The sequence below is a fragment of the Streptomyces sp. NPDC041796 genome (assembly GCF_055590785.1).
The window spans coordinates 434,411-453,749 of the sequence record NZ_JBVJAH010000004.1 but is presented as its reverse complement, the minus strand read 5'-3'; the positions used below and the strand labels follow the sequence as shown (position 1 = coordinate 453,749).

Sequence of the window (19,339 nt, the reverse complement as noted above, 5' to 3'; positions counted from 1 at the left end):
GGAGGAAACCGACCATGACCACGCAGCAGCCCGCGCCTGCGGACGCGACCGGCACCATGCCGCCACTCCCGCTGGGCGCGTACGACCTCACCGATCCGCAGACCTTCCTCGACGTCGACCCGCACGCCCTGTGGCGCCGCTTCCGCGCCGAGAGCCCGGTCCACTGGCACGCCACCGACACCCCGGTGCCCGGCTTCTGGGCCGTCTCCACCTACGCCGACGTCGTCACCGTCTACCGGGACAACAAGCGGTTCACCTCCGAGCAGGGCAACGTCCTGGCCACCCTGCTCCAGGGCGGCGACTCCGCCTCCCGCAAGATGCTCGCCGTCACCGACGGGCCGCGGCACCGCGAGATCCGCAACCTGATGCTCAAGTCCTTCTCGCCCCGCGTCCTGGAACCCGTCGTCGCCGGCGTCCACCGCCGTACCCGGGAACTCGTCGCCGAGGCCCTGGAGCGCGGCGAACTCGACTTCGTCACCGACGTCGCCGACCACATCCCGATCAACACGATCGGCGACCTGATGGACGTCCCCGCGGCCGACCGCGAACGGCTCGTCGAGTGGAACACCCAGACCCTGTCCCGGCACAGCTCCGAGGACAGCATGCTCGACGAGGTGATGGCCCGGAACGAGATCCTGCTCTACTTCTCCGAACTGGCCGCCGAACGCCGCCGCAACCCCGGCGACGACGTCATCAGCGCCCTCGCCACCGCCACCGTCGACGGCGAGCCGCTGGCGGAGGAGGAGATCGTCTTCAACTGCTACAGCCTCATCCTCGGCGGTGACGAGTCCAGCCGCATGTCCTCCATCGGCGGCCTCATCGCCTTCTCCGAGAACCCCGGGGAGTGGCGCCGGCTGAAGGACGGCGAGGTGTCCGTCGACAGCGCCACCGAGGAGGTGCTGCGCTGGACCACCCCCGCCATGCACTTCGGGCGCCGCGCCCTCGTCGACGTACCCCTCCGCGACCAGGTGATCCGCGCCGGCGACGTGGTCACCCTGTGGAACAGCTCGGCCAACTTCGACGAGGACGTCTTCGCCGACCCGTACCGCTTCGACATCGGCCGCACGCCCAACAAGCACGTGGCGTTCGGGCACGGCCCGCACTTCTGCCTCGGCGCCTTCCTCGGCCGCGTGCACGTGAACGCCATGGTCGACGCGCTGCGCACCATGGTGTCCGGCATCCGGCTCCAGGGCCCGCCGCAACGCCTTTACTCCAACTTCGTCCACGGCTACAGCGGACTGCCGGTCGGCCTCACCGCCGAACCGGCCACGGACACCGCGGCGGGGAAGGCGAGCTGACATGCGGGACGCCGACATACGGGAGGAGAGGCGGACGACGGGCGGCACCACCCTGACCGTCCTGCACATCGAGGGCGGTGTCGAGTCCTGGGACGCGAGCCGGCTGGGCGCGGTGCGCCACCGGGTGGAGGAACTGCTCGCCGAGTGCGGCGCGGTGATGCTGCGCGGGCTGGGCGTGGCGGACGCCGACGAGTTCCACCGGGCCGTCACCGCCTTCGGCGACCCGCTGATCGACAGCTACCGGGGCGGCAACACCCCGCGCATGACGGTCTCCGACGGCGTGTTCACCTCCACCGAGTACCCGGCGCGCTTCGACATCTCGCTCCACAACGAGCTGTCCTACGCCCACCGCTGGCCCAGCCGGCTGTTCTTCTGCTGCCTGGTCGCACCGGAGACGGGCGGGGCCACCCCGGTGTGCGACGGCCACGCCCTCCTGGCGGACCTGGACCCGAAGGTCCGCGCACGGTTCGAGTCGGGCGTCGTCTACCGCCAGCACCTGCACGGCGGGCTGGGCCTCGGCAAGTCGTGGCAGGACACCTTCGAGACCGACGACCGCGGTGTGGTCGAGGAGTTCCTGGTGACCGCCGACGCGGAGTACCGGTGGACCGCCGAGGGCGGGCTGCGCGTCAGCCAGCACCGCCCGGGCGTCCGCGCCAACCCGCTCACCGGCCGGGACGTCTGGTTCAACCAGGCCGACCAGTGGCACCCGTCGAACCTGCCGGGCGACGAGGGGCGGACCCTGCTGTCGCTGATCGACGACGTCGACGACCTGCCGCACTGGGTGACCTACGGCGACGGCACGCCCATCCCGGAGGAGGACCTCGCCGAGGTGCGCGCGGCCGCGCGGCGCCACAGGCTCGTCGAGCCGTGGCACGGCGGCGACATCATGATCGTCGCCAATATGTCGGTGCTCCACGGCCGGGAGGCCTACACGGGACCGCGCAAGGTCGTCGTGTCGATGACGTGACGCCCACGCGAGCCGTACGTACGGAGGCCCGGTCACCGCGACCGGGCCTCCGTCATGTCGCTCACGCCCGCGACGCGAAGACCGAGTGGCGGCCCGACTCCACCAGACCGTCGTCGCCGAGCGGGGCGACGGTGAACCCCCGCTCGCGCAGCTCCTCGCAGAGCACGTCCAGCCGGCCCTCTGTGGCCGTTCCCGGCTCGTCGTGCACTTCCAGGGCGATCCGCCCGATCAGCGGCCAGTGCGCCTCGTCCACCCCGCGCAGCACCTCCGCCTCGGCCCGCTGCACGTCCACCTTCAGCATGTCGACGCGGTCCAGGCCCTCTTCGGTGATCACGTCCGACAGCCGCCGCGTCGGGCACACGTACGGGACCTCCCGGAACTGGTACGCCAGCATCTCGTCCAGCAGCTCCACGTCCTCGCCCGGCTCCACCGCGGCCGGCTTGTCCAGCACCTGACGCTTGATGAACTCCCGGTCCGCCTCGGTCTCCGCGTGCGAGGAGCGGGCCGACATCGTCGTGTAACCGGGGTAGAACGTGAAGTCCGCCTCCCCGGCCGTGTCGGACAGCGCGCACCGGAAGAGCTTCGCCGGCACCCCGTACGCGGCCATGTTCCGCTCCAGCTTCTCGAACACCGGCGGCAGCGGCTCGAAGGCGTGGATGGTGGCCTGCGGGCACACCGTGCGCACGAACAGCGAGTAGAGCCCGATGTTCGCCCCCACGTCGAAGACCACGGCGTCCGGCGGCAGGGTCACCCCGTCCGGGAGGTAGGCGCGGCGGACGAAGATCTCCTCGTAGAGGAACGCGGTCTCGTGGGCGTTGACGCCGGCGATCCGGCTCGGATCGATCCCCATGGCGCTCTCCTGACTGGTCGCGGACGTAGGGCGATTGCCAGCGTGCCGAAGCGTGCTGACGGCGTGCTGACACCCGGTCCGCCACCGCTGCCGCCACCACCAGGGACTTTCGCCGGATGCTTAAGGAGGTGGCCGCCCCCGGTCCACCTCCCTAGGGTCGGTCGGGTCCGATGGTCCCTCTCTGCCCGCCGGAGGCACACGATGAGCGTTCTCGACGAGATCGTCGAAGGGGTGCGTGCCGATCTGGCGGTACGCATGAGGAAGGTGCCCGAGGCGGCACTGCGCGAACGGGCGGCCGCCGCCGGACCCCCGGTGGACTGCGCCGCCCTGCTGTGCGCGGAGGAGGGACCGTCGGTCATCGCCGAGGTGAAGCGGGCCAGCCCCTCCAAGGGCGCGCTCGCCGAGATCGCCGATCCGGCGGCCCTCGCCGCCGAGTACGCCGCCGGGGGCGCCGCCGTGATCAGCGTGCTGACGGAACAGCGCCGGTTCGGCGGCTCGCTGGCCGACCTGGACGCCGTACGGGCACGGGTTGCCGTCCCGGTGCTGCGCAAGGACTTCACCGTCGGCGCGTACCAGCTCTGGGAGGCGCGGGCGCACGGCGCCGACCTGGCGCTGCTGATCGTGGCCGCGCTGGACCAGCCCCTGCTGGCCGACCTGGTGGCGCTGGCCGCGGAGATCGGCCTGACGCCGCTGGTGGAGGCGCACGACGAGGCCGAGGCGGAGCGGGCGGTCGCCGCCGGGGCCCGGGTGATCGGCATCAACGCCCGGGACCTGCGGACCCTGGACGTGGACCGCGGGACGTTCGCCCGTGTGGCGCCGCACCTCCCGGACGGTGTGGTCAAGGTCGCCGAGTCGGGGGTACGCGGGCCGGTCGACGTCGCCGGGTACGCGAGCGCCGGCGCCGACGCGGTCCTGGTCGGCGAAGTGCTGGTCACGGGCCCCGACCCCCGTGCCACGCTCGCCTCGCTGCGCGCGGCCGCCCGCCCCGCGCTCGACCTCCGCTGACGACCACCGCCACCGGCCGGGCCTGCCCGGCACCCGCCCCGTCCAGGTCCGTCCCGTGGACCCCCGCCACACCCGGGACGGAAACCTCGGCACCGGCCACGAGCCCCACCAGGACCGGCCACAAGCCGGCGGGCCGCCCGGCCCCGAGCCCCACCGGGCCGCCCGGCCACGGGCCCCACCGGGCCGCCCGGCCACGAGCCCCGGCCGTGAACGGCCCCTCGAGCCACGAGCCCGAGCCCGTACGCACCGCCCGCCACGAGCCGGAGCGCGCGCACCCGCACGTCCCCACCCTCCCAACCCCACCCGACCCACCCGATCCACCCGCCCCTCCCGATCCGTGCGAGCCGTCCCGACCGGTCCCGCCGCGCCGGGGGACCGCTCAGCGCACCCCCGCCTCCGCCCGTTTCGTGGTGACGGCGGCCCACCGTTCCAGGACGGCCGCCGCCGTGCCCGAGTCGATGGACTCGGCGGCCCGTGCGACACCGGCCGCCAGCCGCTCCGTGACGGAAGCGGAGCCGGAGCCCGGCCCGTCCGGCCCGTCGAGTGCCGCGAGCCCCGCCGCGGCGGACAGCAGGACCGCGTCCCGGACCGGGCCGGGCGCCCCGGCGAACACCTCGCGCGCGACCTGGGCGTTGTGGGCCGGGTCGCCACCCCGCAGGGCCTCCGGACGTGCGAGCGCCATGCCCAGGTCACGCGGGTCGAACACCTCCGTACGCACCGCCGAACCGCCCACCGACCAGACCGTGGAGGTCGTGGTGACCGTCAGCTCGTCCATCCCGTCGTCACCCCGGAACACCAGCGCCGACACCCCCCGCCGCGCCAGCACACCCGCCAGCAGGGGTGCCAGCCGCGCGTCCGCCACACCCAGCGCGAGGGCCGTCGGGGACGCCGGGTTGACCAGTGGCCCCAGCGCGTTGAAGACCGTGCGCACGCCCAGCTCCCGGCGCGGCCCCGCCGCGTGCCGCATCGCCGGGTGGAACTCCGGCGCGAAGCAGAAGGTGATGCCCGTCTCCTCGGCGACCTCCGCCACATCGGCCGGCGGCAGCCGCAGCGCCACCCCCAACTCCTCCAGCACATCGGCCGATCCGCACGCGGACGACGCCGAACGGTTGCCGTGCTTCACCACCCGCGCCCCGGCCCCGGCCGCCACGACGGCCGACATCGTGGAGATGTTGACGCTGTTCGAACCGTCCCCGCCGGTCCCCACGATGTCCACCGTCGGCCCGGGCACGTCCAGCGGCACCGCGTGCCGCCCCATGGCCCGTACCAGGCCCTCGATCTCCTCGACCGTCTCGCCCTTGGCGCGCAGCGCCACCAGCAGCCCCGCCAGCCGCACCGGCCCGGCGGTGCCCGACATCACCTCGTCCATCGCCCGGTCGGTGTCGTCGGCGGTCAGACTCCGGCGCTCCAGCAGCGTGTTCAGCAATTCCGGCCAGTTGGGCGAGACCTGCGGTTCGGCGGTCACGGGAATTCTCCTTGGACGGCACCCGGGGAAATTTCTCCGTCCAGTCTCCGAATGACGACGAGCGCCCACCAGACCACTGCCCGCCGAGATATACGGACCAATCCGAAGGGGGAGGGCCCATGGCCCTGCACATGGCGGTCGAGGTGGTCAGGGATTCCGAGACATCCCTGACCGCCCAGATCCAGAGCTTCATCAAGAGGGAGATTTCCGAGGGAATTCTCCATCCCGGCACCCGCCTGCCCTCCAGCCGCAGGCTCGCGCACGACCTGGACGTCTCGCGCAGCGTCGTCGTGGAGGCGTACGGCCAGCTCGTCGCCGAGGGCTACCTGGAGGCCACCCAGGGCGCCGGCACCCGGGTCGTCACCCACATCGACGCCGCGCCGCCGCCCGTCGTCCCCACCCTGCTGGACGAGGGCGGCCACGTGCCCGCCGTCCGCTGGGACCTGCGCACCGGCGGCCGCAACCTGCCCGCCTTCCCGCGCCGCGAGTGGCTCGGCTGCTACCAGCGCGTCCTCCAGTCGGCCGCCCCCGCCGACCACGACTACCCGCCGCTCGCCGGCGAGTCCGGCCTGCGCGCCGAACTCGCCCAGTACCTCGGCCGGGTGCGCGGCGTGCGCGCGGCCCCCGACCAGGTCATGGTCGTCGCGGGGTTCGCACAGGCGCTCGGCCTGCTGTGCGCCGTGCTGCGCCGGGACGGCACCGACGCTCTCGGCATCGAGGACCCGGGCCACCCCGGACAGCGGCAGTTCGTCCAGGAGAGCGGGGTGCGCCCCGTCCCCGTCCCGGTCGACGAGGAGGGCATCGACGTCGGGGCGCTCGCCGCGACCGGGGTGAGCGCCGTCCTCGTCACGCCCGCGCACCAGTTCCCCACCGGCGCCGCCCTCTCGGCACGCCGCCGGGAGGCGCTGGTGCGCTGGGCGCGCGACTCCGGCGGCCTGATCATCGAGGACGACTACGACGGGGGCCTGTGGTACGAGCGCGGCCCGCGTCCCCTCGCCCTCCAGCGGCTGGCCCCCGACCACGTCGTCTACGCGGGCACGGCCAGCAAGTCGCTCGCCCCCGGACTGCGCCTGGGCTGGCTCGCCGCGCCCCCGGACCTGCTCGCCCGGCTGCTGCGCACTCGCGCCCGCCACGACCTGGGCACCGAGAGCCTCACCCAGCTCGCCTTCGCCGAACTGCTGCGCAGCGGACTGTTCGACCGCCACCTGCGCCGTCTCAACGCCCACTGCCGGGAGCGCCGCGACACCCTCGAGGAGGCGGTCCGCCGCTACCTGCCGGGCGCCTCCGTCATCGGCCGGGCGGCGGGCCTGCACGCCTACGTCAGGCTGCCCCGCGGCACCGACGAGGCGGCGCTCGTGGCGGCCGCGCTGCGCCGCTCGGTGGTGGTACGCGGCGGCGCGGCCTTCCACGTCCGCCCCCGGTGGGACGCGCCCGCCCTGGTGGTGGGCCACGCGCACCTGCCGCGCTCGGGAGTGGCGGAGGCGGTGCGGGCGATCAGCGAGGCCCGCCGCCCGCGGTGAGGGCCGCCCCCGCCGCCGTACCCCGGGCGGTCGCCAGGAAGTTCTCCATCATGGTCAGCCCCCCGGTCGTCATGATGCTCTCGGGGTGGAACTGCACGCCCTCGACGGGCAGCGTGCGGTGCCGCAGGCCCATCACATAGCCGTGGTCCACGGCGACGGCCGTGGTCACCAGCTCGTCCGGCAGCGGCTCGGCGACCACCAGCGAGTGGTACCGGGTGGCCTCCAGCGTGTGGCCCAGCCCCGTGAACACCCCCGCCCCGTCGTGCCGCACCGTGCTGGTCCGCCCGTGCATCACCTGGCCGGCCACCTCGACCCGCCCGCCGTGGGCCAGCGCGATCGCCTGGTGGCCCAGGCACACCCCCAGCAGCGGCACGCGTCCGGCGAACGCGTGCACCAGCTCGACGTGGCCCGACTCGGCGGGGTGACCCGGACCGGGGCCCAGGACCACCGCGTCCGGCCGCGAGGCGACCAGCGTCTCCGGGGAACGGGTCAGCGACCGCACCACCTCCGTCCGGGCACCCAGCGTGCGCAGGTACTGGTCGATGATGTGGACGAAGCTGTCGTACGCGTCGATCAGCAGGACCTTCGGCTCGCTCACGGCAGCAACTCCTCACCGGTCAGCGCCCAGTGGGCGGCCCCCATCTTCAACAGCGTCTCCCGCCACTCCGCCTCGGGCTCCGACTGGGCCACCATGCCCGCCGAGCTCTGCGTGGAGTACGTCGTCCCGTCGTACTCGACCGTCCGGATGCACAGCGCGAACTCGCTCCACCCGCGCACGTCGGCCAGCCCGACCGCCCCCGCGTAACTGCCGCGCCGCTCCCGTTCCAGACCGTCGATGATCTCCATGGCCCGGACCTTCGGCGCGCCGGTCATCGTCCCCGCCGGGAAGGTCGCACGCACCGCCCGCCAGGTGTCGACACCCTCCTCCAGCCGGCCGGACACCGTCGAGACCAGGTGGAAGACGTGCGAGTAGCTCTCCACCGCCATCAGCCGGTCCACCGGCTGGGTGCTGGGCCGGCTGACCCGGCCGATGTCGTTGCGGCACAGGTCGACGAGCATGACGTGCTCGGCCTGCTCCTTGGTGCTCTCGCGCATCTCCTTCACGCGCCGCTGGTTCTCCTCCTCGTCCGCGCCGCGCCGCGCGGTCCCGGCGATCGGGCGCATCACGATCTCGTCGCCCTCGATCCGGAAGAACAGCTCCGGGCTGGCACCGATCAGCGTGTTGCCCGCCCGGGGCATCAGGTACATGTACGGGGAGGGATTGCGCGCGCGCAGCCGCCGGTAGACGTCGACGGGCGTCAGCGTCGTCGTCACGTCGATGCGGTGACCGATCTGGATCTGGTAGATGTCACCGACCCGGATGTGCTCCAGGCAGACGCCGGCCCACTCCAGGAACGTCTCGCGGCTGACGCTGTCGCGCACCGACAGCGGGACGGGCGCCTGGGGAACGGCGGCCGGACGACCGTCGGCCCGCTCCCGTGAGGCCTCGCCGGCCATCGCCGCGACGGCGTCCGCGGTGCCCGGCGCCCGCTGCGGGAAGGCGGCGCTCTCGGCCCGCAGCAGCCGCACCTCGCCGGTCGTCAGGTCGTACCAGACGGTGTCCCGGAAGAGCGTGAGCGTGATGTCGGGCCCGTTCGGTTCCTTGGTGCGGGCGGGCAGCGTCTCCATGTGCCAAACCGACTCGTACGCGAACGAGGTCAGGAACCCGAAGGCGTACGACGTGACGGGGACGTCCGTACCGACGTCGAACAGCCCCTGCGCCCGGGCCAGCAGCTCCCACACCGCGTCGCCGCCGGGCAGCTCCAGCCGGCGCGCCACCCCCTCCGGCGCCACGCCCTCGCCGCGCAGGCCCGCCTCCGCGGCCGCCGCCACGAGGGCGTCCACCACGCCGGGGGCGCCGTCGATCTCGGCGTACCCGCCGAACACCCGGAGCTCCGCCAGGCGCCCGAACCCGACGGCGGCCCACCGGCGGTCGGGCTCGGCGCCGTCCACGCTCTCGAAGAGGAACACGCCCTCTTCCCCGTGAACGGCGCGCAGCCGCTCGTACACATCGAGGCAATCGTGCCGGGGCAATCGTGTCGCGGTGACCCGCACCGCGATCCTTTCCGTATTTCGCATGGTGAACTCCCGTCGACATCAAGGTGATCAGCAAAACAGCGTGCGCGGCGGCCGTGCCAGACCAATCAATTGCCGTTCATGCGGACCACTTGGCCAATCCCTTGACCCGGTACGCCCGGTGCACTGAGCTGATCCGTGTTTCCACCGGCCACAGGAAAGAGCGAAGGGAACCGAGGACGATGAATTCACCCACCGACTCCTGGCGGGATTTCCCCGCGGCCCAGCAGCCGCAGTGGCCGGACCAGGCGGAACTGGGAGCCGTGACACGGTGGCTGGCCGCCGCGCCCCCGCTGGTCTTCGCCGCCGAGTGCGACCTGCTGCGCCGCCGCATGGCGGCGGTCGCCCGCGGCGAGGCGGTCCTCCTCCAGGGCGGTGACTGCGCCGAGACCTTCGACCGGGTCACCGCCGACGCGATCCGCGGCAAGCTCCAGACCCTGCTCCAGATGGCCGTGGTGCTCACGCACGCCACCGCCCTGCCGGTGGTCAAGATCGGCCGGATGGCCGGACAGTACGCCAAGCCCCGCTCCTCGCCGGTCGAGAGACGGGACGGCACCGAACTGCCCTCCTACCGCGGCGACGCGGTCAACGGACTGGAGTTCACCGCCGAGGCGCGGCGCCCGGACCCCTGGCGCATGCGGCGGATGTACGAGAGTTCCGCCATGACCCTCAACCTCGTCCGGGCCCTGACCACCGGCGGCTTCGCCGACCTGCGGCAGGTGCACGCCTGGAACCAGGGCTTCGTCGCGGACTCGCTGGCCGGTGAGCGCTACGAGCAGCTCGCGGACGAGATCGACCGCAGCCTCGCCTTCATGCAGGCCTGCGGCGTGGACACCGGCGAGCTGGGCACGGCCGAGTTCTTCGTCGGCCACGAGGGCCTGCTGCTCGACTACGAGGCGGCCCTCACCCGCGCCGAACCGGACACCGACCGCACCTACGCCACCAGCGGTCACCTGCTCTGGATCGGCGAACGGACCCGCGACCTCGACGGCGCCCACGTCGCGTACTTCTCCCGCGTCCACAACCCCATCGCCGTCAAGCTCGGCCCGACCACCACGCCCGACACGGTGCTCGGCCTCATCGACCGGCTCGACCCCCGCCGCGAACCCGGCCGGCTGACGTTCGTGGTCCGCGCCGGCGCCGACCGCGTCCGTGACGTGCTGCCCGACCTGATCGAGAAGGTCACCGCCGAGGGCGCCCTGGTCTGCTGGGTCAGCGACCCGATGCACGGCAACACCATCACGGCGGACAGCGGCCACAAGACCCGCAGCTTCGACACGATCCTCGACGAGGTGCGCGGTTTCGTGGAGGTCCATCGTGAGCTGGGCACCCACCCCGGCGGCGTGCACGTCGAGCTCACCGGCGACGACGTCACCGAATGCGTCGGCGGCGGCAACGCGGTGCTGCCCGAGAACCTGCACCACCGCTACGAGACGGCCTGCGACCCGCGCCTGAACCACACCCAGTCGCTGGACCTGGCGTTCCTGCTCGCCGAGATGTACCGGGACCGCCCCCGCGCCCTCAACTCCCGGCCGGCGCCCCGTCGATGACCGCGAAGGGCGGCTCCCCGGCCAGGTAGAAGTGGTCGCCGGGGAGCGTCCGGAACCGGAAGGGGCCCCGTGTCCGGTCCCGCCACGCGGCGGCGTCGGCGGCCCCGACCCGCGGATCGCGGTCCCCGACAAGCGCCGTGACGGGACACCGCAGCGGCGCGCTCCGGGCCGGGCCGTAGGAGGCGAGCATCCGGAAGTCGGCGCCGATGTAGGGCATGACCAGCTCCACGAAGGCCGGGTTGCGCAGCAGTTCGGCGTCCGTGCCGCCCAGTTCCACCAGCGTCCTGGCGATCGACTCGTCGTCCCAGGTGGTGGCCACGTCGGGGTCCGGCCGCAGGAGCTGCGGCGCCCGGGCGCCCGAGGCGATGAAATGCGCCACCCGGACCCCCTCGTCCTCCAGCGCCCCCACCACCTCGTACGCGACGATCGCGCCCATGCTGTGGCCGAAGAACACCGTCGGCCGGTCGTCCGTCCACGGGCGCAGCGCCGCCGCGATGTCACCGGCCATCGCGGCCAGCTCCGTGGCGGGCGGCTCGGCGATGCGTTCGGCACGGCCCGGATAGCACACCGCGTGGACCTCGAACCCGTTCAGCGCCTTGCCCCAGCCCCGGAAGAAGTGGGGCGAGCCGCCGGCGTGGGGAAAACAGACCAGCCGCCGGTCCGCGAACGGCCGTGGCTCGACGCACTGTGTCCACATCTTCCTGCCCCCAAGGCCCCGCGTCGTGTGTTGTCGCCTCCACGATCCTGACCGGGGCTGACACGCCGCTGACGCCGCCACCTCGGCCCGGCCCGCCGCGTTAAGGGTGACGACCGCCGCGTACCGCCGACGCGCGAGCCCGACCGCTGGAGCCCCCGTGACCACGTGCAGCGTCCCCCTGACCCCCGTACCCGGCCCCCGGGGCCTGCCCGTGCTGGGCAACCTGCCGGAGTTCGGCAGGGACCCGCTGGCGTTCCTGACCCGGCTGCGGGACGAGTACGGGGACGCCGTGCGCTGGTCGCTGGGGCCCCGGCAGAGCCTGTTCCTGTCCCATCCCCAGCACATCGCCGAGATGCTGACCGCCCGTGAGCACACGTACGAGATCCTGGACATCGGCTGGGCGTTCAAGCGGGTCGTCGGCCAGAGCGTGATCATGAGCAAGGGCGACGACTGGCGCCGCAAGCGCTCGCTGGTGCAGCCGACGGTCCGGCCGCGTCAGGTGAAGGCCTACGCGGCCACCATGGTCGACTGCGCCCGGTCCGCGGTCGGCCGGTGGCGCGAGGGGCAGCGGATCGACGTACAGCGCGAGATGGCGCTGATCACCCAGCGGGTCGTGCTGCGCTGCCTGTTCGGCAACGACCTGGGTGACGCGACCCGGGCGCTGGCCGGGGCGATGGACGTGGCCGAGCAGGTGATCGGCGCCGAGCTGCGGAGCATGAGCCTGTTCATGCCCGGCTGGGTCACCACCCCGGCGCGGCAGCGGCTGCGGGCCGCCGTGGCGACCATCGACGGCGAGGTGCACCGGCTCATCCGGGCCCGGCTCCGGGAGGCGGCCGGCGGCGCCTCCCGGGGCGCCGGGGGCACCGAGGACCGCGACGACCTGCTGAGCCGGCTCCTCGCGGCCCGCGACGAGGCCGGCCGGCCGCTGTCGCCCCGGGAGGTGCGCGACGAGGCCGTCACCCTGTGGGCGGCCGGCCACGAAACGACGTCGACCGCCCTGACCTGGACGTGGTACCTGCTGTCGGCGTACCCGGCGGTCCGGAACCGGTTCGAGGCCGAACTCGACCGCGTGCTCGGCGGCCGCCCGCCCGCCATCGACGACTACGAACGGCTCACCTGGACCCAGCAGATCGTCAAGGAGAGCCTGCGGCTCTACCCGCCCGCCTGGCTCCTCGCCGGCGTCGCCCGCGAAGGGGCCACCCTCGCCGGCCGGCGCGTCCCCGCCCGCACCATCGTCTGGTGCAGCCAGTGGACGGCCCACCGCGACCCGCGCTGGTTCCCCGAGCCCCGCGCCTTCCGGCCCCAACGCTGGGACGCCGACAGCCCCGAGGCGGTACCGGACCACGCCTGGTACCCCTTCGGCGGCGGCCAGCGCACCTGCCTCGGCGCCCGGTTCGCCCAGGTGGAGGCGGTCCTGCTGCTGGCCACGCTGGCCCAGCGCTTCCGCCTGGAGCTGCCCGCCGCCGAGGTGGTGCCCCGGGCCGGCCTGCTGCTCCAGCCGTCGGTGCCGCTGGTCGCCACGCTCCGCGCCGTGCCGTGACCGGCCCTGACGCCCCGTTATGACCTCCTTTTATGGCGTCCGGTTATGAGGTCCTGGGGACGTGCTGGGTGACGCAGTGCACCCCGCCACCGCCCCAGCCGAGGGTGCGCGCCGGAGCGCCCACGACCTCACGGGTGGGGAACAGGGTGCGGAACTGGGCCAGGGCCAGGGAGTCCGCCGGTTCACCGGACAGCGGCACGACGACGCTGCCGCTCGTCTCGTAGTAGTTGGTGTAGCTGAACGTCTCCACCAGCAGCCCGTTGTGACGGTAGTGCGGCTGGTGGTGGAGCTCCACGATCTCGAACCGGCGCCCGCGCGCGTCCGTGGCGTCCCGCAGCACCGCCCGGTTGGCCGCCATCCGGGCGTGGTTGGGGCTGGAGGGGTCGGGCTGGGTGTGGAGGAGGACCTTCGCCGGGCCGAGGAAGGCGGCGACGAGGTCGACGTGTCCATTGGTGATGTCGTCGTTGTGCAGCCCGTACGGCAGCCAGACGACCTTGCTCGCCCCGTACGCGCTCAGCAGCGCGGCCTCGATCTGCGCGCGGGTCATGGAGGGGTTGCGGTTGGGGTGGAGCAGGCACTCCTCGGTGGTGATGAGGGTGCCCTGCCCGTCCGCGAGGACCGCCCCGCCCTCCAGGACCATGTCGACGGGCCGGCGCTCCACGCCCAGGTGGTCGCAGACCCCTACGGGCAGGAAGTCGTCCTTGTCGTACGGGTACTTCTCGCCCCAGCCGTTGAACCGGAAGTCCAGCCCGACCTTCCGGGTCCTGCCCGCGTCGACGGCGAAGACGGGGCCCGTGTCGCGCGTCCAGCAGTCGTTGACCGGGTGCTCGATCACGGTGACCGTACTGCCGCACCGGGCGCGGGCCTCCGCGCCGCGGCCCGGCTCGGCGACCATGAGGACGGACTCGAATCGGGCGATCCGCCGGGCGATGCCGGCGATCTCGTCCTGGACGTCGCGCAGCAGCCCACCCCAGCCGACGGCCGGGTCCCAGGGCCAGGCCATGACGCAGTCGGAGTGAACCTCCCACTCGGCGGGGGCGTGGAACACGGCGGTGGCCTCCCTGGCCATGGCGCCGACGGCGCGGCCGGGAGCCAGCAGGGCGGCCGCGGCGGCCGTCAGCGCGGCACCGCCGAAGGCCCTTCTGCTCAGGTGCGGTGCGCGGGACGTGCGGGGAGTGCGGGGCAGGCTCATGTCGTCTCTCCTCGGCAGTGGGCGTAGCGATGCGGCGGTGCGTGGGGGTGCGGCGGGGCGTGGCGATGCGTGGCGGTGCGTGGCGGTGCGGCGGTGCGGCGGCGCGTGGCGGGGCTAACGGGGTGTGTGGAGGTGCGCCCGGGAGGGGGACGCCGCAGGTCGGCGGTGCGTGGCGGTGCGTGGGGGTGCGGCGGCGCGTGGCGGGGCTGACGGGGCGTGTGGAGGTGCGCCCGGGACGGGGACACCGCCGGGCGGCTGGGGGAGGAGCGAGGCGGCTCGGGGCGGCTCGGGACCGGAGGTGCCCCGGCCGGGTGGGCGGCGGGGCCGTCAGGAGGTGTCGGCCGCCAGTGCGGTGGACCCGTCGGCGTCCGAGTCGGCGGACGCGCCCCCGTCCGGTCCGGCGGGTGCGGCGGCGGCCGTCGGCCGGTCGTCGCGGATCTTGTCCTGCGGGCGGCGGACCACCAGGTAGACCAGCCCCGCGAGGATGATCACGGCGGTGCCGATGAGCCCGGCCCACACCTGGTACCAGGGCGCGCCCGGCGGGGCCAGGATGGCGCGCGGCCAGCAGACGTTGACCACCTCGAAGCCGGTCCACAGCACGGCCAGCCCGTTGAGGACCGTGCCCTTGCGCCCCTGCCGGATGTGTCCGGACGGCACCCACGTGCCGCGGAGGCGGGCGATCAGGGCGGCCAGCGAGGTGAGGAAGAACGGCAGGAAGGTCGCCGCCGTACCGAAGGCGATCAGGCTGCCGATGGCGGTGGCGTCGAGACCCAGCAGCAGTGCCGTACCGCTGACCAGGGTGGAGGCGACGAGGCCCCCGATCGGGGCCCGGCGCCGGTTCACCTTCCGGACCTGGCTGGAGAAGGGGAAGACACCGTCCCGGGCGAGCGAGTACAGCCCGCGTGCCGCGCCTCCCTGGGACGCCATGGCACAGGCGAGGAAGCCGACCAGGACGACGGCCACGAAGGGCTTGTCGGACCAGGAGCCGAAGGAGTGCACCACCGCCGTGGTCACCGGGTCGACGTCCTCGCCCATGACGACCTTCTCGGGGGCGGGGTGGGAGAGGGCGACCGCCATCGCGTTGAGGATCACGACCGCGCCGACGCTGAGCAGCGCCCACCACATGGCACGCGGCACCTGACGGCCCGCGTCCTTGGTCTCCTCGGAGGTGGACACACAGGCGTCGAAGCCGATGAACGCCCAGCCGGCCACGGCCACGGCGGCGAGAAACGCCAGGACGGTGGAACCGCCGGACAGGGCCTCGGCGCCCATGGTGTCGGTGAACAGGACGAAGTCGTGCTCCCGGAAGAACAGCAGCAGGGAGAAGCCGACCAGGACGGAGGCGACCGCCTCTGCGGCGATGCCCAGGGACACGATGAAGCTCAGGACCCTGATCCCGTACGCGTTGATCAGCATGCAGCCGAGCAGGATCGAGACGGCGACCGTCACCATCGCCCCGGGCGAGGGTGTGATCCCGAACAGGGCGAAGACCCAGGGCGCGGCGAGGTAGGCCACGGTGGTGTTGCCGAACATCACGGCGAACTGCCACACCCAACCGCCCATCCAGCCGAAGGCCGGCCCGAGCAGGCGGCGGCTCCACTGGTACGGGCCGCCCGCGAGCGGCCACTGGGACGCGAGCTCGGAGTAGACGTTCACGACCAGGCACTGCCCGACCAGGACCACCGGCAGCGCCCAGATCCAGGCGGGGCCGGCGACGGTCGTGCCGACCATGGCCACCGCGTAGAGGGCCACCACGGGGGAGACCACGGCGAAGCCCATGGAGATGTTCCCCAGGATGCCGAGGCTGCGGCGCAGCTCCTGCCGGTAGCCGAGGTCGCCCAGGCGGGCGGCGTCGGCATCAGTGTCGTACGACTGCGTCATGGTCACCTCGTGCAGCTAAATCTAACGTTGTTAGGTATCGGGGTGCGGGGAACTTAACGCGCCACTGGCCGAATGTGAACCCCTCCCGCCCGGTAACCTGGCGGCGGGAAAGAGGGGGAGCACCGCGATGGGCCGACCGAGCCAGCCACTGCTGAGCCGCGAGAGCATCGCGCGCACCGCCCTGGAACTCCTCGAGGAGCTGGGCCCCCAGGCCCTGACGATGCGGGCACTCGCCCAGCGCCTGGGAGTGCGGGGCGCGTCGCTCTACCACCATGTGTCCTCCAAGGACGACCTGTTGGACGCGGCGCTGGAGCGGATCAACGAGGAGATCGACCTCGACCCGCTCGACGACCCGCGGTGGCGCGAGGGCATCGCCGCCTACGCCCGCGGCTACCGCCGGGTCTACCTCCGGTACCCGCACATGATCGCCCTGGTGGCCCGCCGTCGCGTGGAGGCCGACAAGGCCCTGCGCGGCTACGACACGCTGATCGCCGCCCTGGTCCGGATCGGCTGCACGCCGGCCAGGGCGGCCGAGGTCGCCGCCGCACTCGACTACCTGGTCCTCGGCTCCGCGCTGGAGACCTTCACGGCGGGCTTCAGCCGCCGCCCGGACGGCTACCGCCCGGCCTACCCGTCCCTCGCCGACGCCCTGGAAGGGGCCGACGGCGACGCCTCGGGCCTGGCCGGTCTCGACGACCGCGGTTTCGAGGCGGGCCTCGCCCTCCTCCTCGACGGTCTCGCCGCCACGGTTCAGCCGGGCGGGTCGACGGGACCCCTTACCCTTGACGGGTGAGCGGTAACGACGTGGCTGGCGGAGTTGTGGACGGTTTGAAGACGTACGAGGTACGCACCTACGGGTGCCAGATGAACGTTCACGACTCCGAGCGCCTCTCCGGCCTGTTGGAGGACGCCGGTTACGTACGCGCCCCCGAGGGGTCCGACGGTGACGCCGACGTCGTCGTCTTCAACACCTGCGCGGTCCGCGAGAACGCCGACAACAAGCTGTACGGCAACCTCGGCCGGCTCGCCCCGATGAAGACCAAGCGGCCCGGCATGCAGATCGCCGTCGGTGGCTGCCTGGCCCAGAAGGACCGCGACACCATCGTCAAGAAGGCGCCGTGGGTCGACGTCGTCTTCGGTACGCACAACATCGGCAAGCTGCCGGTGCTCCTGGAGCGCGCCCGCATCCAGGAAGAGGCGCAGATCGAGATCGCCGAGTCGCTGGAGGCGTTCCCCTCCACGCTGCCGACCCGGCGCGAGTCCGCGTACGCCGCATGGGTCTCCATCTCCGTCGGCTGCAACAACACCTGCACCTTCTGCATCGTCCCGGCGCTGCGCGGCAAGGAGAAGGACCGCCGTCCCGGCGACATCCTCGCCGAGATCGAGGCCCTGGTCTCCGAGGGCGTCTCCGAGATCACCCTGCTCGGCCAGAACGTCAACGCGTACGGCTCCGACATCGGCGACCGCGAGGCCTTCAGCAAGCTGCTGCGCGCCTGCGGGAAGATCGAGGGCCTGGAGCGCGTCCGCTTCACCTCCCCCCACCCGCGCGACTTCACCGACGACGTGATCGCCGCGATGGCCGAGACGCCCAACGTGATGCCGCAGCTCCACATGCCGCTGCAGTCCGGCTCGGACACCGTCCTGAAGGCGATGCGCCGCTCGTACCGCCAGGACCGCTTCCTCGGCATCATCGGCAAGGTGCGGGAGGCCATCCCGCACGCCGCCATCTCCACCGACATCATCGTGGGCTTCCCCGGTGAGACGGAGGAGGACTTCGAGCAGACCATGCACGTGGTGCGCGAGGCGCGCTTCGCGCAGGCCTTCACCTTCCAGTACTCCAAGCGCCCCGGCACCCCGGCGGCCACCATGGACGGGCAGATCCCCAAGGAGGTCGTGCAGGACCGCTACATGCGCCTGGTCGCCCTCCAGGAGGAGATCTCCTGGGAGGAGAACAAGAAGCAGGTCGGCCGCACCCTGGAGGTCATGGTCGCGGAGGGTGAGGGCCGCAAGGACGGCACCACCCACCGCCTCTCCGGCCGCGCGCCCGACAACCGCCTGGTCCACTTCACCAAGCCGGAGCAGGACGTGCGCCCGGGCGACGTGGTGACCGTCGAGATCACCTACGCGGCCCCGCACCACCTCCTCGCGGAGGGCCCGACCAGCGAGGTCCGCCGCACCCGCGCGGGCGACGCGTGGCAGAAGCGCAACGCCGCCGAGGCGGCCAAGCCCGCGGGCGTGATGCTCGGCCTGCCGCAGATCGGCGCCCCGGCCCCGCTGCCCCCGGTCACGGGTGGCTGCACGGTCGGCTGACCTGCGGGGCTTGTCCCGGGAGCGGGGGGCTCACCGGCTACGCTGCGGATCATGCTTGCCGCCGCCGCCGTCTGCCCCTGCCCCCCACTCCTCGTCCCGGACCTCGCCGCCGGTGCGGCACCCGAGCTCAACGGGGCGCGTACGGCGTGCTCCGACGCGCTCGCGGTGCTCGCCGCCTCCCGGCCGGACCGGCTGGTGGTGATCGGCCCGGGGACGCATGAGGGGCTGGAGCGGTACCCGGCGGGGACGGCGGGCGATTTCCGTGGCTTCGGCGTCGACATCGACGTACGGCTCGGTGCGGGGGTCGGCGGTGACCGGCCGCTGCCCGCGTCGCTCGCGGTGGGTGCCTGGCTGCTCGCGCGAGCCGGGTGGGCCGACGCCCCGGTCGAGGGCCTCGCCGTGGGGGAGCGGCTCGCGCCCGCGCGGTGCGCCGAGACCGGCCGGGAGCTCGCGGCGGGGGCGGAGCGGGTCGCACTCCTGGTGCTCGGGGACGGCAGCGCGTGCCGCAGTCTCAAGGCGCCGGGCTACCTCGACGACCGCGCCGCCGGCTTCGACGAGCGGGCCGCCCGGGCGCTGGGCTCCGCGGACACGGCCGCCCTAGCGGCGCTGGACGAGCACCTCGCGGACGAGCTGAAAGCGGCCGGCCGGGCGCCCTGGCAGGTCCTCGCGGGCGCGGCCGAGGGCGCGGGCCTGGAGGGCCGTCTGCTCTACGAGGACGCGCCGTACGGCGTCGGGTATTTCGTGGCCGCCTGGTCGTAGCCGCCCGGTCGTGGCTGCCTGGTCGTGGCCGCCCGGTCGTGGCCGCCCGGTCGTGGCCGCCGCGGGGCGGCTGCCGGGCCCTTGGCGCCCCGGCTACGGAAACGGCGGCGGGGGGGGGGGGGGGGGGGGGGGGGGGGGGGGGGGGGGGTCGGGCTTTCTTTGTTTGTTTTTGCGGGATAGGGGCGGGCTG

General features: G+C 73.4%; 16 protein-coding genes. 9 read left to right on the top strand and 7 right to left on the bottom strand.

Annotated elements, in window-relative coordinates; all coding sequences use genetic code 11:
• Nucleotides 1-14 precede the first annotated feature (14 nt).
• Complete coding sequence (locus ACZ6C1_RS10525) at nt 15-1,298, top strand: cytochrome P450 (protein WP_469239772.1); 1,284 nt, start codon at nt 15-17, stop codon at nt 1,296-1,298.
• Nucleotide 1,299: 1 nt separating this feature from the next.
• A complete protein-coding gene (locus tag ACZ6C1_RS10520; RefSeq protein ID WP_469239770.1) occupies nt 1,300-2,265 on the top strand; it encodes a TauD/TfdA family dioxygenase in 966 nt (321 codons plus the stop codon).
• Between the two features lie 61 nt (nt 2,266-2,326).
• Here ACZ6C1_RS10520 and ACZ6C1_RS10515 read toward each other — a convergent pair whose 3' ends face one another.
• Nucleotides 2,327-3,115, bottom strand: a complete 789-nt coding sequence (locus ACZ6C1_RS10515; protein WP_469239768.1) for an FkbM family methyltransferase — start codon at nt 3,113-3,115, stop codon at nt 2,327-2,329.
• 201 nt (nt 3,116-3,316) lie between these two features.
• Here ACZ6C1_RS10515 and trpC point away from each other — a divergent pair, with 201 nt between their 5' ends.
• Nucleotides 3,317-4,120 carry an indole-3-glycerol phosphate synthase TrpC gene (gene trpC, locus ACZ6C1_RS10510; RefSeq protein ID WP_469239766.1) on the top strand — a complete coding sequence of 268 codons (804 nt, stop codon included), beginning with the start codon at nt 3,317-3,319 and terminating at the stop codon, nt 4,118-4,120.
• Between the two features lie 379 nt (nt 4,121-4,499).
• Here trpC and trpD read toward each other — a convergent pair whose 3' ends face one another.
• Nucleotides 4,500-5,585 carry an anthranilate phosphoribosyltransferase gene (trpD, locus tag ACZ6C1_RS10505; protein ID WP_469239764.1) on the bottom strand — a complete coding sequence of 362 codons (1,086 nt, stop codon included), beginning with the start codon at nt 5,583-5,585 and terminating at the stop codon, nt 4,500-4,502.
• 119 nt (nt 5,586-5,704) lie between these two features.
• On the opposite strand from trpD, the gene pdxR reads away from it, so the two are divergent.
• Nucleotides 5,705-7,105: a MocR-like pyridoxine biosynthesis transcription factor PdxR gene (pdxR, locus tag ACZ6C1_RS10500; protein ID WP_469239762.1), complete on the top strand. Its 1,401-nt coding sequence runs from the start codon at nt 5,705-5,707 to the stop codon at nt 7,103-7,105.
• Here the strand turns inward: pdxR and ACZ6C1_RS10495 are convergent.
• Together ACZ6C1_RS10495 and ACZ6C1_RS10490 are read right to left on the bottom strand one after the other, a co-directional pair.
• On the bottom strand, nt 7,080-7,703 hold the full coding sequence (locus ACZ6C1_RS10495; RefSeq protein WP_469239760.1) for an anthranilate synthase component II: 624 nt from the start codon (nt 7,701-7,703) through the stop codon (nt 7,080-7,082). The two genes, pdxR and ACZ6C1_RS10495, sit on opposite strands and share 26 nt — an antisense overlap.
• The gene (locus ACZ6C1_RS10490) at nt 7,700-9,223 is read right to left on the bottom strand and encodes an anthranilate synthase component I family protein (RefSeq protein WP_469239759.1); all 1,524 of its coding nucleotides are present in this window, start codon (nt 9,221-9,223) and stop codon (nt 7,700-7,702) included. The genes ACZ6C1_RS10495 and ACZ6C1_RS10490 overlap by 4 nt, the downstream gene beginning before the upstream one ends.
• A 179-nt stretch (nt 9,224-9,402) precedes the next feature.
• Between ACZ6C1_RS10490 and ACZ6C1_RS10485 the strand changes: the two genes are divergently transcribed.
• Nucleotides 9,403-10,770 (top strand): class II 3-deoxy-7-phosphoheptulonate synthase, encoded by a 1,368-nt coding sequence (locus ACZ6C1_RS10485; RefSeq protein ID WP_469239757.1) that lies wholly within the window; start codon nt 9,403-9,405, stop codon nt 10,768-10,770.
• Here ACZ6C1_RS10485 and ACZ6C1_RS10480 read toward each other — a convergent pair.
• Nucleotides 10,742-11,467, bottom strand: a complete 726-nt coding sequence (locus ACZ6C1_RS10480; RefSeq protein WP_469239755.1) for a thioesterase II family protein — start codon at nt 11,465-11,467, stop codon at nt 10,742-10,744. The genes ACZ6C1_RS10485 and ACZ6C1_RS10480 overlap by 29 nt on opposite strands.
• Nucleotides 11,468-11,624: 157 nt before the next feature.
• On the opposite strand from ACZ6C1_RS10480, the gene ACZ6C1_RS10475 reads away from it, so the two are divergent.
• Nucleotides 11,625-13,007: a cytochrome P450 gene (locus ACZ6C1_RS10475; protein WP_469239752.1), complete on the top strand. Its 1,383-nt coding sequence runs from the start codon at nt 11,625-11,627 to the stop codon at nt 13,005-13,007.
• Nucleotides 13,008-13,050: 43 nt separating this feature from the next.
• Here ACZ6C1_RS10475 and ACZ6C1_RS10470 read toward each other — a convergent pair whose 3' ends face one another.
• Both ACZ6C1_RS10470 and ACZ6C1_RS10465 read right to left on the bottom strand, forming a co-directional pair.
• Complete coding sequence (locus ACZ6C1_RS10470; protein WP_469239750.1) at nt 13,051-14,199, bottom strand: agmatine deiminase family protein; 1,149 nt, start codon at nt 14,197-14,199, stop codon at nt 13,051-13,053.
• Between the two features lie 327 nt (nt 14,200-14,526).
• On the bottom strand, nt 14,527-16,080 hold the full coding sequence (locus ACZ6C1_RS10465; protein WP_469239880.1) for an APC family permease: 1,554 nt from the start codon (nt 16,078-16,080) through the stop codon (nt 14,527-14,529).
• 127 nt (nt 16,081-16,207) lie between these two features.
• Between ACZ6C1_RS10465 and ACZ6C1_RS10460 the strand changes: the two genes are divergently transcribed.
• From ACZ6C1_RS10460 to ACZ6C1_RS10450, 3 genes are read left to right on the top strand one after another with little or no spacing between them, the layout of a single operon-like run.
• Nucleotides 16,208-16,873, top strand: coding sequence for a TetR/AcrR family transcriptional regulator (locus tag ACZ6C1_RS10460; protein WP_469239748.1), 666 nt, complete (start codon nt 16,208-16,210; stop codon nt 16,871-16,873).
• 26 nt (nt 16,874-16,899) lie between these two features.
• Complete coding sequence (gene miaB / locus ACZ6C1_RS10455; protein ID WP_469239746.1) at nt 16,900-18,390, top strand: tRNA (N6-isopentenyl adenosine(37)-C2)-methylthiotransferase MiaB; 1,491 nt, start codon at nt 16,900-16,902, stop codon at nt 18,388-18,390.
• Between the two features lie 51 nt (nt 18,391-18,441).
• Nucleotides 18,442-19,149, top strand: coding sequence for a class III extradiol dioxygenase subunit B-like domain-containing protein (locus ACZ6C1_RS10450; protein WP_469239744.1), 708 nt, complete (start codon nt 18,442-18,444; stop codon nt 19,147-19,149).
• The last annotated feature ends 190 nt before the right edge of the window (nt 19,150-19,339 follow it).